We start from the raw sequence: 13999 nt of genomic DNA on the forward strand, positions 1-13999 counted from the left end.
TTACTCCGCCGCCACGGCTTTTGCCGTTGCTCGTTCACGCGCCTGCAGGAGCGCCCGCTTGTAGTCGCGCGGCATCACCTTCACGAAGCTCCGCAGCGCATTGTCCCAATCCTCCAGGAGTGCCCGTGCCCGCGCGCTGCCGGTATGGAGGTGATGACGCTCGACCAGGATGCGCAGCCGCTCCGCATCGAAGCGCAAGACGTCGCCCATGCCATTGTCTTCGACGCTGGGCGCCCGCTGGCGCGGCCGGTCCGGATCGTCGCCGTCGCCCGACGGCCGGCCGACAGGTTCGAGGTCGACCATCGCCGGATTGCACAGGTCCTTGAAGCGCGACTTGGGGTCGTAGACATAGGCGATGCCGCCTGACATGCCGGCCGCGAAGTTGCGCCCCGTATCGCCCAGCACGACCACGACGCCGCCGGTCATGTATTCGCACCCATGGTCGCCGGTCCCTTCGACGACGCAGACTGCGCCCGAGTTGCGCACGGCGAAGCGCTCGCCGGCGACGCCTTCAAAGTAGGCCTCGCCGCCGATTGCGCCGTAGAGCACGGTGTTGCCGACGATGATGTTCTCGACGGGATTGCGCCTGGTGCCCTTGGGCTGGCGCACGACGACGCGGCCGCCCGACAGGCCCTTGCCGACATAGTCGTTGCCGTCGCCCGACAGTTCCAACGACACGCCGCGCGCCAGGAAGGCGCCGAAGCTCTGTCCGGCCGTGCCGGTGAGTTTCACCGTGATCGTATCCTCGGTGAGGCCGGCATGCCCCGCCCGCTTGGCGACCTCGCCCGAGAGCATGGCGCCGACGGTGCGATTGACGTTGGTTATCGGCAGCTCGATCAGAACGGGCTCACCCTTTTCCAACGCCGGCCGAGCGGCCTCGATCAGCTTGTGATCCAGCGCCTTTTCGAGCCCGTGATCCTGCCGCTCGACATTCCAGATCGCCACGCCTTCGCGCGCCGGCGCCTGATAGAGGAGCTTGGAGAGATCGACGCCGCCTGCCTTCCAGTGATCGAGCGCGCGACGCGTGTCGAGCCTGTCGACCCGGCCGATCATCTCGTTCAGCGTTCGGAAACCCAGCTGCGCCATGATCTCGCGCAGTTCCTCGGCCACGAAGAAGAAGTAATTGATCACATGTTCGGGCTGGCCGGTGAAGCGCTTGCGCAGCACCGGGTCCTGCGTCGCCACACCTACCGGGCAGGTATTGAGGTGGCACTTGCGCATCATGATGCAGCCGGCGGCGATCAGCGGCGCCGTTGCAAAGCCGAACTCGTCAGCACCGAGCAGCGCGCCGATGGCAACGTCGCGGCCGGTGCGCAATCCGCCATCGACCTGGACGGCGATGCGGCCGCGCAGGCCGTTCAGCACCAAGGTCTGCTGGGTCTCGGCCAGACCGATTTCCCACGGCGAGCCGGCATGCGTGAGCGAAGTGAGCGGCGACGCACCCGTGCCGCCCTCGAAGCCCGAGATCGTCACGTGATCGGCGCGCGCCTTGCTGACGCCCGCCGCCACCGTGCCGACACCGACCTCGGAGACCAGCTTCACCGAAACACGCGCCGCCGGATTGACGTTCTTCAGATCGTGGATGAGCTGCGCCAGATCCTCGATGGAATAGATGTCGTGATGCGGCGGCGGCGAGATCAGGCCGACGCCCGGCGTCGAACGCCGCACGCGCGCTATGTTCTCGTCCACTTTGTGACCCGGCAGCTGTCCGCCTTCGCCGGGCTTGGCGCCCTGGGCCATCTTGATCTGCAGATCGTCGGCGTTCACCAGATACTCGGCCGTGACGCCGAAGCGGCCCGAGGCGATCTGCTTGATGGCAGAGCGCATCGAATCGCCGTTGGGCAGGGGCTTGAAACGATCTGCCTCCTCGCCACCCTCGCCGGTATTCGACTTGCCGCCGATGCGGTTCATGGCAATGGCGAGCGTGGTATGGGCCTCGCGGCTGATCGAGCCGAAGCTCATCGCACCAGTCGCGAAACGCTTCACGATGGCGGCCGCGGGCTCGACCTCTTCCACCGGAATCGGCGTATCGGCCCACTTGAACTGCATGAGGCCGCGGATCGTCAGCAGTCGCTCGCTCTGTTCGTTGATCGACGTCGCGAAGGCCTTGTACTCGCTGGAGGAGTTACCGCGCACCGCATGCTGCAGCTTGGCGACACTCTCCGGCGTCCAGGCGTGATCCTCGCCGCGTAGGCGGAAGGCGTAGTCACCGCCCGGATCGAGCATGTTGCGGTAGATCGGATTGTCGCCATAGGCGTCGCGATGGCGGCGGACCGTCTCCTCGGCGATCTCCTGCCAGCCCGCGCCCTCGATCGTTGTCGCCGTGCCGGTAAAGTACTTCTCGACGAAGCCTGAATGCAGGCCGACGGCATCGAAGATCTGCGCACCGCAATAGGACTGGTAGGTCGAGATGCCCATCTTGGACATGACCTTGAGCAGTCCCTTACCGACCGCCTTGATGAAGTGCTTCTGCACTTCATAGGGCTTGAGCGGCAACGCGTTCTGGATGCGAAGCTGTTCCAGGGTCTCGAAGGCGAGATACGGGTTCACCGCCTCGGCGCCATAGCCGGCGAGACAGCAGAAATGATGGACCTCGCGCGCCTCGCCGGTCTCGACCACGAGGCCGGTCTGGGTCCGCAGGCCGCGGCGGATCAGGTGATGATGCACGGCCGCCGTCGCGAGCAGCGCCGGGATCGGCACGCGCTCGGCCGAAACGGCGCGATCCGACAGGATCAGGATGTTTCGATCGGCCAGCACGCAGTCCGTCGCCTCGGCGCAGACGCGGTCCAACGCCTTTTCGAGGCCAGCCGCGCCTTCCGACGCGAGCCAGGTCGTGTCGATGGTGGCGGTCCGGAAGGCGCCGTCGAGCAGCTCCTCGATCGAACGGATCTTCTCCAGCTCGGCATTGGTCAGCACGGGCTGCGAGACTTCCAGCCGCTTGTGCATCCCGGCGTGACGGCCGAGCAGGTTCGGCCGCGGGCCAATCATCGACACCAGCGACATCACCAGCTCCTCGCGGATCGGATCGATCGGCGGGTTGGTAACCTGGGCGAAGTTCTGCTTGAAGTAATTGTAGAGCAGCTTCGGCTTCTTCGAGAGCACGGCAATGGGCGTGTCGGTGCCCATCGAGCCGATGGGATCGTCCGGCTCCTTGCTCATCGGCTCGAGGAAGAACTGGATGTCTTCCTGCGTGTAGCCGAAGGCCTGCTGGCGATCGAGCAGCGTGCTGGGATCGTTCGACGGCGCCGGCGCCGGCGCGTCGGGAATCTCGGAGATCTCTTCGAGCTTGTGCTGCGTCTCTTTCAGCCATTCCTCGTAGGGCTCGGCTTCAGCCAGGGTACGCTTGAGCTCCTCGTCCTCGACGATGCGGCCCTGTTCGAGGTCGATCAGCAGCATCTTGCCGGGCTGCAGGCGCCACTTGCGTACGATCTGCTCGTCGGGAATCGGCAGCACGCCCGCCTCCGACGCCATGACCACCTTGTCGTCCTCAGTCACGAGGAAGCGCGCGGGCCGCAACCCGTTACGGTCGAGCGTCGCGCCGATCTGGCGGCCGTCGGTGAAAGCAATGCAGGCCGGACCGTCCCACGGCTCCATCAGAGCCGCGTGGTACTCGTAAAAGGCCTTGCGCTTGGCATCCATCAGCGGATTGCCGGCCCACGCCTCCGGAATCAGCATCATCATGGCATGGCTCAGCGAGTAGCCGCCGGCCACCAGCAGTTCGAGCGCGTTGTCGACACAGGCCGTGTCCGACTGGCCATGCGGGATGATCGGCCACATCTTGTCGAGGTCGGCGCCGATCAGATCGGATTCCATCATCCGCCGGCGGGCATACATCCAGTTGACGTTGCCGCGGACGGTGTTGATCTCGCCGTTGTGCGCGATGAAGCGATAGGGATGCGCAAGCCGCCAAGACGGGAAGGTGTTGGTCGAGAAGCGCTGATGGACGAGGCAGAGCGCCGACTCGCACAGCGGGTTGCGCAGGTCTTCGTAGAAGCTCTCGACCTGGTGAGCCAGCAGCAGGCCCTTGTAAACCACGGTGCGCGTCGAGAAAGACGGCATGTAGAGCTGCGACAGGCCGGGCAGCTTGTGCTTCTTCTCGAGGTCGAGCAGCGGGTTCTGGGTCTGCTTGCGGATCGCCAGGACCTTGCGCTCGAAGGCGTCCTGGTCGGCGACCTTCGCACCACGGCCGACGATCGCCATGCGGATGACCGGCATGGACGCGATCACAGCCTTGCCAAGGCCCGCGAGGTCGGTCGGCACGTCGCGCCAGCCGACCAGCTTCTGCTTCTCGACCTTCACGAAATGCTCGAAGCGCTTCACCGCGAAGGCACGCGCCTTCTCGTCCTGCGGCAGGAAGCACATGGCGACGGCGTAGTGACCGGGCTCCGGCAGATCGATGCCTTCCTTGCGTGCCCAGTCGCGCAGCAGGGCGTCGGGGATCTGGATCATTGCACCCGCGCCGTCGCCCATCAGCGGGTCGGCGCCGACCGCGCCGCGATGGTCGAGATTGACCAGGATACGCAGGCCCTGGCTGACGATGTCGTGGGTTTTTCGGCCCTTGATATCAGCCACAAAGCCCACGCCGCAGGCGTCGTGTTCGTTCCGCGGGTCGTACAGTCCCTGCTTTTCAGGCAATCCCATGCGTCGATCCTGCTGGTGCGCTAGCTGGCCCAGCATCCCCCCTGGATGCTTTGGTGAATGTGGCATTATTAGCGCGGTCGCCGGGTCAGGCGAAAGCAATTGTTGCGCCGCAAAAGCCCCTGTACGTTGCTGCCCAACAAGCCCCTGGGGGGAGAGGCCGGGAAATGTCACTGAGGTCGATCTATCGCCTGTCGGTCTGCGCAACGGCCCTGTCGCTGGCCACGAGCCTCGGCGGGTGCAGCGGACCGGGGGCGGCCGAGGCCTATACTGGGCCGGGCTGGTATCTCGAAAAGTCTTACACGCTTGTTCTAGGGGGTCCCAAGGTATTCGGCGGGCCCTTCACCTATGACAAGTGCGAGGAAGAGCGCTTGAAGCTGGGGCCCGAGACATCGCCGGACATGCTGTGCGTCAACCATCCGGGCAAGCCCAAGAAGTACGGCCTGTACTAGCTCGGCCCTCCTCCGCACGATATCTGCATAAAAATCGGGCACTTTATCCGATGACCATCAGGCTGGCATTGCCGCCGGCTGCGGCCGTGTTGTCGCTGAGCGAGACCTCGTCGAACAGGAACTCGCGCGGATAGGGTTCGACATAGATGGGCACGACCGGCCCGTCCCTCCCCGCCATGGTCGCCAGCAGGGCCTCGAGATCGCCTCGGCTGCCGGCAAACAAGGCCGCCCGGATCGCGCGATCGGTCGCATCGGTCGTCGGCCGGTTCCCGGTCGCCTTCACAAGGTCGGTCTGCGCCTGTAAACGCGCGGCGTCGAAGGCGACGCAAAGAATGGTCCCCTTGGGCCGCAGGGAATAGGTGTTGCGCTCGCCCACCGGCCCCTTGAGTTCACCTGTGGGCACGTCGACGCTTGGCCTTCTAAACAGGAGGCGATGCACATAGAGCGGGCCGCCGGCTTTGGGACCGGTGCCGGACAGGCCATGACCGCCGAAGGGCTGCACACCGACCACGGCGCCGATCATGTTGCGGTTCACATACTGGTTTCCCGCCGAACTCGCCGCCACAGCCCGCTCGATCGTCTCGTCGATACGGCTGTGCACGCCAAAGGTCAGGCCGAAGCCGGTCGCATTCACTGCCCTGATCGTGTCGATCATGCGTTCCCGCGGATAGCGCAGCACATGGAGCACTGGCCCGAACACCTCACCCGGCAGGTCCGAAACAGCGCCGATCTCGATCACTGTGGGCGGCACGAAAGTACCGTGCTGGGCTTCCGCCGGCAGGGCCACCTGGTGCACGCGATGGCCAGCGGCCCGCATGCGCGCGATGTGATCGAACAGGCGCTTCTGAGCCTCCGCCGAGATGACCGGCCCGACATCGACCGACAGCCGATCCGGATTGCCGACGCTGAGTTCGGCCATCGCGCCTTCCAGCAGAGGCACGACCCGGTCCGCGATATCCTCCTGCAGACAGAGAACCCGCAACGCCGAGCAGCGCTGGCCGGCCGAATCGAAGGCCGATGTCAGCGCGTCGAGTACGAGTTGTTCCGGCAGCGCCGACGAATCGGCGATCAGAGCATTCTGCCCGCCGGTCTCGGCAATCAGCGGCAACGGTTTGCCGTCGCGGCCGAGGCGGCGTGCCAGGGTCCGGTTGATGGATTGCGCGGCCTCGGTCGACCCGGTGAAGACGACGCCGGCAATGGCTTCGTTGGCCACGAGCCGTTTGCCGGTTTCGCCGTCACCCGGCAGGAACTGCAACGCATAGCGCGGCACACCGGCGTCATGCAGCATGGCGATGCCTAGGGCAGCGATTAGCGGCGTTTCCTCGGCCGGCTTGGCGATCACACCATTACCGGCCGCCAGCGCGCCCGCCACCTGGCCGGTAAAGATCGAAAGCGGGAAGTTCCACGGGCTGATGCAGGCGACGACACCGAGCGGCTGGTGCGTTTCGTTGTCGAAGCCCTCGATGCAGCCCGCGTAGTAGCGCAGGAAGTCGACGGCTTCCCTCACCTCTCCGACGGCGTTGCCCAAGGTCTTGCCGGCCTCGCGGACGATCGGCCCCAATAGGTCGGCACAGCGCCCTTCCATCAGATCGGCGGCGCGGCGCAGCACGCGTGCGCGTTCGGCGGACGCAGCTCGCCAGGGTTTCGCGAGGACGCACGCACGGTCGACCTGCTCCGGCGTTGCCTCGACCACGGTACCGATAAGATCGCGTCGGTCCGCCGGATTGTGGATTTCGCGCAGAGCGCCGTCGCTGGACTCGCCTGCGAGCAGTGGCCGGGCGGCCAGAGAGCGGATCGCCGGCAGCGTTCTCGCCAGCGATGCCAATACCTGTTCGTTGGAGAGGTCGACGCCCCGCGAGTTTGGCCGCGATGGGCCGAAGAGATCGCGCGGCAGGGCGATCCGCGGATGCGGTGCGCCGGGCGGCTGCACAGCGCGGGCGCGTTCGACCGGATCGGCCAGCAACGTCTCCAGCGTGATCTCGGGATTGGCGATCTGGTTTACGAAGGAGGTGTTGGCGCCATTTTCCAGCAGCCGGCGCACTAGGTAGGCCAGCAAGGTCTCGTGAGTGCCGACCGGCGTGTAGACGCGGCACGGCCGGTTGAGCTTCGCCGGTCCGATCACCTCGTCATAGAGCGGTTCGCCCATGCCATGCAGGTACTGGAACTCGTACTGGCCGGCATAGAAGTTCTCGCCCGCCATGGAGTACAGGGTCGCCAAGGTCAGCGCGTTGTGGGTGCCGAACTGCGGGAAGGCCGCATCGGGCGCCGCCAGCAGGCGACGGGCGCAGGCGAGATAGGAGACGTCGGTGTGGATACGCCGCGTGAAGACCGGATAATCCTCCAGCCCGTCGAGCTGCGCGCGCTTGATCTCGCCGTCCCAGTAGGCGCCCTTGACCAGCCGCACCATGAGGCGCCGCTTGCTGCGCCGGCCGAGATTGATCAGCCAGTCGATCGTGAAGACGGCACGCTTCTGATAGGCCTGCACCACGAAGCCGATACCGTTCCAGCCTTCGAGGTCCGGCTCGAAGCAAAGCCGCTCCAGCAGATCGAGGGAGATTTCCCAGCGGTCCGCCTCCTCGGCATCGATGTTGAGGCCGATATCGTAGCTGCGCGCCAGCACGGCGAGAGACCTCAGCCGAGGATAGAGTTCGGCATGGACACGTTCATGCTGGGCGCGGCTGTAGCGCGGGTGCAGCGCCGACAGCTTGATCGAGATGCCCGACCCTTCGTAGATGCCGCGGCCCGCGGAGAAGCGTCCAATCGCATGGATCGCGTGTTCGTAGGAATGCAGATAGGCTTCGGCCTGCGCTGCCGTGACCGCGGCCTCGCCCAGCATGTCGTAGGAATGGCGAACGCCCAGCCCGTCGTTGGAGCGATCCTTTTCCAGCGCTTCTTCGATCGTCTGACCGGCGACGAACTGCTCGCCCATCAGGCGCATGGCGATGTTGACGCCGCCACGGATCAGCGGCTCACCGCCCTTGCCGATCAGCCGCGTCAGCGCCCCGGACAGACCCTGCTCGCTGCTGGTGGCCGTCAGACGGCCGGTCAGCATGAGGCCCCAGGTCGCGGCATTCACGAATAGCGACGGGCTGTGGCCGAGATGGGCGCGCCAGTCGCCGCCGCCGATCTTGTCGCGGATCAGCGCGTCGCGCGTGTCGTCGTCGGGAATGCGCAACAATGCCTCGGCGAGGCACATCAGCGCCACGCCCTCCTGGCTGGAGAGCGAATATTCGTGGATCAGCCCTTCGACGCCACCAGACGAAGACTTGGCACGCAGCGCGCCCACCAATCGCCGCGCCAATGCGTGAGCCCGGCCGGTCGCAGCGGCCGACAGGGTGGCCTGCTCGATCAGCGGCGGCACGCACTCGGTTTCGGCTCGGCGATAGGCCGCCGTGATCGCCGCCCGTAGCGGACCCTGCGGTTGGATCGATTGTGAGAACGCGTCGAAGGGCTTGAAAGACATTATTCGACGATAGCGTGTTCGCGGCTGAGCCACAGCGGCGACGCCGCCAGGTCGATGAACTTGGCTTCATCCTCCAGCAACAGGCGGCCAGCCTCGCGCGCCGCCGGATCGCGGCGGCCGGCGAGATAGTCCTCGTCGTTCCGCCACCACAGTTCCGCCACGCCATCATAAGGGTCCGGTGCACCACGCACCGCGCGCATGCCGCTGCTCCAGTCGTTGTCGAGGCGGTGGAGCTGCACATAGCGCGCGATCCGCAGCGCCGGCTGCAGGCTGCGAACCAACGGCCCATGCCTGTTCAGCCAATAATCCTGAAACTCGCCGAGGCTGAGGCTCGGCAATCGGCGCAGGCAAAAGGTGAGCTTGAGCATGGTTTCTCCCATTTCAGCGGCGGAGCATAAGGTATAAGCGCCCTCGATGGATTCCCTTCCCGTCGACGAAGCCCTGCCGCGCCTGAAAGAGGCATTGGCCGCGCGCAATGCCGCCGTACTGGTCGCCCCACCGGGCGCCGGCAAGACGACGCGCGTGCCCCTGGCCTTGCTCGACGCGCCGTGGCTCGGCCGTGGCAAGATCGTCATGCAGGAACCGCGGCGGCTGGCGGCGCGTGCTGCCGCGCGACGCATGGCGGCGACGCTGGGCGAAGCCGTCGGCGAAACAGTCGGCTATCGCGTGCGACTCGACACCAAGGTGGGTCCCCGGACACGTATCGAAGTCGTCACCGACGGCCTGTTCCTCAGAATGCTGCAGGACGATCCCTCGCTGGACGGCACCGGCTGCGTGATCTTCGACGAACTGCACGAACGCGGCCTGGAGACCGATCTTTCCTTTGCCCTGGTCCGCGAGGCGCAGATGGCACTGCGCGAGGACCTGCGCGTGGTTGCCATGTCGGCCACGCTCGACCCCGGGCCGGTTGCCGACCGGCTGGGTGGCGCGTCCGTCGTCGAGAGTGCGGGTCGCATGTTTCCCGTCGACACCCGCTACCTCGATCGCGAAGTGACGGGCCGAATCGAGGATGGTGTCGCCGCCGCGATACGCCGGGCGTTGGCCGAGGAAAGCGGCAGCGCCCTCGTCTTCCTGCCGGGCGTCGGCGAGATCCGCCGCGTCGAGGAGCGGCTGCACGGTCTCGGCGGCGATGTCGACGTTGCGCCGCTCTACGGCGATCTCTCGCCGGCCGAGCAGGATCGCGCCATTGCCGCTTCGCCCGCGGGCCGGCGCAAGGTGGTCCTCGCAACGTCGATTGCCGAGACCAGCCTCACCATCGAAGGCGTGCGCATCGTGATCGACAGCGGCCAGATGCGCGTGCCGAAATTCTCGCCGCGCTCGGGCATGACGCGACTGGAAACCGTGCGCGTCAGCCAAGCCTCCGCCGATCAGCGCCGCGGCCGCGCCGGCCGTCTCGAACCGGGAGTCTGCTACCGCCTGTGGCCAGAGGAAACGCAGCGCGGGCTTCTGCCCTTCACCCCACCGGAAATTCTCGATGCCGACCTGGCGCCGCTGGCACTGGAGCTGGCCGCGTGGGGCGCCACCGACGCCGCGAGCCTGCCCTGGCTGACGCCACCGCCGGCCGCGTCGCTTGCGACAGCACGCGCCCTGCTCGTCGATCTTGCGGCCATCGACGACAGCGGTGCCGTCACACCACATGGCCGCGCCATGGTGCGGCTCGGCCAGCATCCACGCCTTGCGCATCTCGTCCTCAAGGGTCGAGAGCTTGGCCAGGGCCGCGTCGCGGCATTGCTGGCCGCCATCCTGAGCGAGCGCGATTTCCTGCGCCTGCCGCCCGGCCAGCGCGACGCCGACCTGCGTCACCGAGTCGACATTGCGCTGAGCGGCAAACGCGACGGTGCGTTGCGGCTGATCCTCGAACAGGCAAGACGCCTGACTCAAAATCAGGGACGCGAAACACCCGATGTCTCCATGACCGGCGCGCTGCTGGCGCTGGCCTATCCCGACCGGATCGGTCGCCGGCGGCCCGGTACGGCCGGACGCTATCTTCTGTCGGGCGGCCGCGGAGCTGCGTTGCCGGAAGGCGATCCGATGGCCACCGAAGAATTTCTCGTCGTGGCCGACCTCGACGGCTCGACCCAGGACTCGCGCATCTTCCTCGCCGCCCCCATCACGGTAGCCGAGATCGAGGAGCTCTACGGCGACCGAATCGTCGAAGAACAGATCGTGCAATGGAGCCCGCGCGACGGCGCCGTGCTGGCGCGGCAACGCAGACGGCTGGGTGCGCTGGCCTTGGAGGACAAGCCGCTGACCAAGCCCGAAGCCGAAAAGGTCCGCGCCGCCATGGTCGACGGCGTTCGTCAGCTCGGCGTCGGGGCGCTGCCCTGGACCGACGACCTTACGCGATGGCGCGAGCGCATCGGCTTTCTGCGCCAACACGCGGGCGAAGACTGGCCCGATCTGTCGGACACCGCCCTGCTCGCCGCGCTCGACGGCTGGCTGGCGCCCTTCCTCGATGGCGTTTCGCGCAAGGATCATCTGGCGAGGATCGACCTCACGGGGGCGCTGAAGACTCTCGTACCCTGGGAGAAGCAGCGGGAGCTCGACCGGCTGGCTCCGACGCACATCGAAGTGCCGAGCGGCAGCCGCGTTCCAATCGACTATGCCAACCCGGCCGAGCCGACTCTGTCGGTGCGCCTGCAGGAGATGTTCGGCCTTACCGACACGCCACGTATCGCCGGCGGCAAGGCACCCCTTACTGTCCATCTCCTGTCGCCAGCGCGTCGGCCCGTACAGGTGACGCGCGATCTCGCGAGCTTCTGGAGCAACGGCTACAAGGCCGTGAAAGCCGAACTGAAGGGCCGCTATCCGCGGCACTACTGGCCCGACGATCCGCTGATCGCCGAACCGACGGCGCGCGTGCGGCCGCGTCCCAATCCTGGGCGATAACGCAGTATTCTTCACGCAAGCCGTAGCAATATGGTACGGGCTAAGGTCTCATCCATCGCCCGTACGGAATCCCCGACATGTCCCTCGCCCTCCCGTTCCAGACTGCCAAGCAGCTCGCTGCCGCGGTCCGGAAGAAGAAGATCGGCTGCCTCGAACTGCTCGACCTCTACCTGAAGCGCGTCGAAGCCTATAACCCCGAACTCAACGCCATCATCGCCACGGATATCGAGGGTGCGCGCAAGCGGGCCAAGGCGGCGGACCGTGCTTTGAAGGCCGGCAGGAAGGTCGGCCCCCTGCATGGCGTGCCGATGACGATCAAGGAGTCGTTCGACGTCGCAGGTTACCCGACGACCTGGGGTGATCCGGCGTTCAAGGACAGCGCGGTCAAACAGAATTCGCTGGTCGCCCAGCGCATGATCGATGCCGGCGTCATCCTGTTCGGCAAGACCAACGTGCCGCTGAACCTCGCCGACTGGCAGAGCTACAATGAGGTCTACGGCTCGACCAACAATCCATGGGATCTCGGCCGCACGCCGGGCGGGTCTTCGGGCGGTTCGGCTGCCGCGCTGGCCGCCGGCCTGACCGGCATCGAAGCCGGCAGCGACATCGGCGCCTCGATCCGCAATCCCGCGCACTATTGCGGCGTGTGGGGCCACAAGCCGAGCTGGGGCGTCGTTTCGCCCAAGGGCCATGCTCTGGCCGGCGCCGTGGCCTATGGCGATATCGGCGTCGTGGGTCCGCTGGCACGCGGTGCCGACGATCTCGAAATCGCGATGGACGCGATGGCAGGCCCGGATTCCATCGACGGCCGCGGCTGGACGCTCACCCTGCCCCGCTCGACGAAGAAGAAGCTGCGCGACTTCAAGGTGGCGGTGCTGCTGACCGATCCCAACGCCGAAGTCGACGATTCGGTGCAGGAGCTGATTTCCAAGCTCGCTTCGTTCCTCGCCAAGAACAAGGTCAAGGTGAGCGACAAGGCGCGGCCGGCCTTCGACACGGCGGAGATCAACGACGTCTACATCCGCTTGCTGCGCGCCGCGACCTCGGCCCGCATGACCGACGCCGTCTACAATCAGGCCGTGAAGGACGCCGCCACATTGCCGGCCGACGACATGAGCTACTTCGCCCAGATGCAGCGTGGCAATTCGCTGCCGCATCGCACCTGGCTGCAACTCAACGAGAAGCGCCACAAAATGCGCTGGGCCTGGGATGCCTTCTTCGAGGACTACGACCTGATGCTCTGTCCGGTCGCCGTGACGGCGGCCTTCCCGCACGACCAGGCCGGCCTGCGCCACAAGCGGACCATCGTGGTCAACAACAAGCAGGTGCCGGTGGTCGATCAGATCTTCTGGGCAGGATATTCCGGCGTCACCTGGCTGCCGTCGACCTCGGCGCCCATCGGGCTGACCAAGGACGGTCTGCCGGTCGGCGTCCAGATCATCGGCCGGCAGTATGGCGACTACGATTGCATCCAGTTCGCCAAGCTGCTGGAGAAAGAATATCGCAGCTTCGAACCGCCGCCGGCCTATAGCTGAGCGGAGGAGTAACCATGCATAACGACATCGACCTCAAGAAGCACATCCGCTCGATCCCGGACTTCCCGAAGCCCGGCATTCTCTTCTACGACATCTCCACCCTGCTGGCGCACCCCAAGGCGTGGCATGCCGCCATCGAACGGCTGGCCGACCTGATCCGGCCGCACAAGCCCGACGTGCTGGCCGGCATCGAATCGCGCGGCTTCTTGCTGGCGGCACCGCTGGCGCTGGCGCTGGGCACCGGCTTTGTGATGCTGCGCAAGCAGGGCAAGCTGCCCGGCACGACCGTGCGTCACACCTATGCGCTGGAGTACGGCACCGACACGATCGAGATCCAGCAGGACGCCGTGCAGAAAGGAACGCGCGTCGTGCTGGTCGACGATCTGCTGGCGACCGGCGGCACGATGGCCGCGGCGGTAACGCTGCTAGAAAGCGTCGGTGCTTACGTGCCGACGGCGGCCTGCATCATCGAGCTGACCTTCCTCGAAGGCCGAAAGAAGCTCGGGGTGCCGGTCGAGACCCTGGTGCAGTACGACAGCTAGCGGTCAGTGCTGATCGGCGCGATTGAACGCGCCGGCGCCATCCGGCAGGACGGCGAAGGTCGAGAGCGACTGGGCGATGGGATCGGGCGAGCCGTCGACGAACAGGTCGACCTCGCCGAACGCCGTCGAGCGGCCGACCCTCACGGCCCGGGCGATGCCGATCACGTCTTGCCGCACCGCAGCACGCATAAAGTTCGTCGTGAGCGAGATCGTCGCCAGTGTGGCGAAGCGCTGAAGCTTCTCGCAGATCGCCAGAACCATGATCGTGTCTGCCAGAGCCATCATTGCCTGGCCGACGACGACGCCACCTGGACGGGCGATGTGGTCACCGTAGGGCAAGCGAAGCCGAACTTCCTCGGCAGAGATGTGCTCGGCCTTTAGATTCAGCTGCCAGATCCAGGGGCCGAAATTGCCGCCCGGCGAGAGCTGCTGCTGCGCCGACTCAACGGTGAAGAATCCCATGCCCCATCGTGCCGCTTT

The 13999-nt window shown here is 66.2% G+C and carries 8 protein-coding genes; 4 read left to right on the forward strand and 4 right to left on the reverse strand.

The genetic code is table 11. The features are described 5' to 3' along the window. Nucleotides 1–4677, reverse strand: a complete 4677-nt coding sequence (gene gltB / locus BN60_RS15855) for a glutamate synthase large subunit (protein ID WP_425357811.1) — start codon at nucleotides 4675–4677, stop codon at nucleotides 1–3. Between the two features lie 128 nt (nucleotides 4678–4805). Between gltB and BN60_RS15860 the strand changes: the two genes are divergently transcribed. Then, entirely contained in the window at nucleotides 4806–5090 is a 285-nt protein-coding gene (locus BN60_RS15860; RefSeq protein ID WP_020697078.1) for a hypothetical protein, read from the forward strand. Nucleotides 5091–5133: 43 nt separating this feature from the next. Here BN60_RS15860 and putA read toward each other — a convergent pair whose 3' ends face one another. Further along, nucleotides 5134–8553, reverse strand: a complete 3420-nt coding sequence (putA, locus tag BN60_RS15865; RefSeq protein ID WP_020697079.1) for a bifunctional proline dehydrogenase/L-glutamate gamma-semialdehyde dehydrogenase PutA — start codon at nucleotides 8551–8553, stop codon at nucleotides 5134–5136. Continuing rightward, complete coding sequence (locus tag BN60_RS15870; protein WP_020697080.1) at nucleotides 8553–8921, reverse strand: EthD domain-containing protein; 369 nt, start codon at nucleotides 8919–8921, stop codon at nucleotides 8553–8555. Before BN60_RS15870 ends, putA begins: the two co-directional genes overlap by 1 nt. A 46-nt stretch (nucleotides 8922–8967) precedes the next feature. Here BN60_RS15870 and hrpB point away from each other — a divergent pair, with 46 nt between their 5' ends. The 3 genes from hrpB (at nucleotide 8968) to BN60_RS15885 (ending at nucleotide 13519) form a co-directional block, all read left to right on the forward strand. Beyond that, complete coding sequence (gene hrpB / locus BN60_RS15875; RefSeq protein ID WP_020697081.1) at nucleotides 8968–11442, forward strand: ATP-dependent helicase HrpB; 2475 nt, start codon at nucleotides 8968–8970, stop codon at nucleotides 11440–11442. 77 nt (nucleotides 11443–11519) lie between these two features. Beyond that, nucleotides 11520–12977 (forward strand): amidase, encoded by a 1458-nt coding sequence (locus BN60_RS15880; protein ID WP_020697082.1) that lies wholly within the window; start codon nucleotides 11520–11522, stop codon nucleotides 12975–12977. Between the two features lie 14 nt (nucleotides 12978–12991). Then, nucleotides 12992–13519 (forward strand): adenine phosphoribosyltransferase, encoded by a 528-nt coding sequence (locus BN60_RS15885; protein WP_020697083.1) that lies wholly within the window; start codon nucleotides 12992–12994, stop codon nucleotides 13517–13519. A 3-nt stretch (nucleotides 13520–13522) separates the two neighbouring features. On the opposite strand, the gene BN60_RS15890 is transcribed toward BN60_RS15885, so the two are convergent. After that, the gene (locus tag BN60_RS15890; RefSeq protein WP_020697084.1) at nucleotides 13523–13981 is read right to left on the reverse strand and encodes a PaaI family thioesterase; all 459 of its coding nucleotides are present in this window, start codon (nucleotides 13979–13981) and stop codon (nucleotides 13523–13525) included. Between the last annotated feature and the right edge of the window lie 18 nt (nucleotides 13982–13999).

Origin of the sequence: Reyranella massiliensis 521 (genome assembly GCF_000312425.1) — a bacterium.
Lineage (GTDB): Bacteria > Pseudomonadota > Alphaproteobacteria > Reyranellales > Reyranellaceae > Reyranella > Reyranella massiliensis.

Bases quoted from the DNA above. Each gene is read 5' to 3' on its own strand.
- gltB (WP_425357811.1), bottom strand. From the start codon at position 4,677: ATGCTGGGCCAGCTAGCGCACCAGCAGGATCGACGCATGGGATTGCCT.
- BN60_RS15860 (WP_020697078.1), top strand. From the start codon at position 4,806: ATGTCACTGAGGTCGATCTATCGCCTGTCGGTCTGCGCAACGGCCCTG.
- putA (WP_020697079.1), bottom strand. From the start codon at position 8,553: ATGTCTTTCAAGCCCTTCGACGCGTTCTCACAATCGATCCAACCGCAG.
- BN60_RS15870 (WP_020697080.1), bottom strand. From the start codon at position 8,921: ATGCTCAAGCTCACCTTTTGCCTGCGCCGATTGCCGAGCCTCAGCCTC.
- hrpB (WP_020697081.1), top strand. From the start codon at position 8,968: ATGGATTCCCTTCCCGTCGACGAAGCCCTGCCGCGCCTGAAAGAGGCA.
- BN60_RS15880 (WP_020697082.1), top strand. From the start codon at position 11,520: ATGTCCCTCGCCCTCCCGTTCCAGACTGCCAAGCAGCTCGCTGCCGCG.
- BN60_RS15885 (WP_020697083.1), top strand. From the start codon at position 12,992: ATGCATAACGACATCGACCTCAAGAAGCACATCCGCTCGATCCCGGAC.
- BN60_RS15890 (WP_020697084.1), bottom strand. From the start codon at position 13,981: ATGGGATTCTTCACCGTTGAGTCGGCGCAGCAGCAGCTCTCGCCGGGC.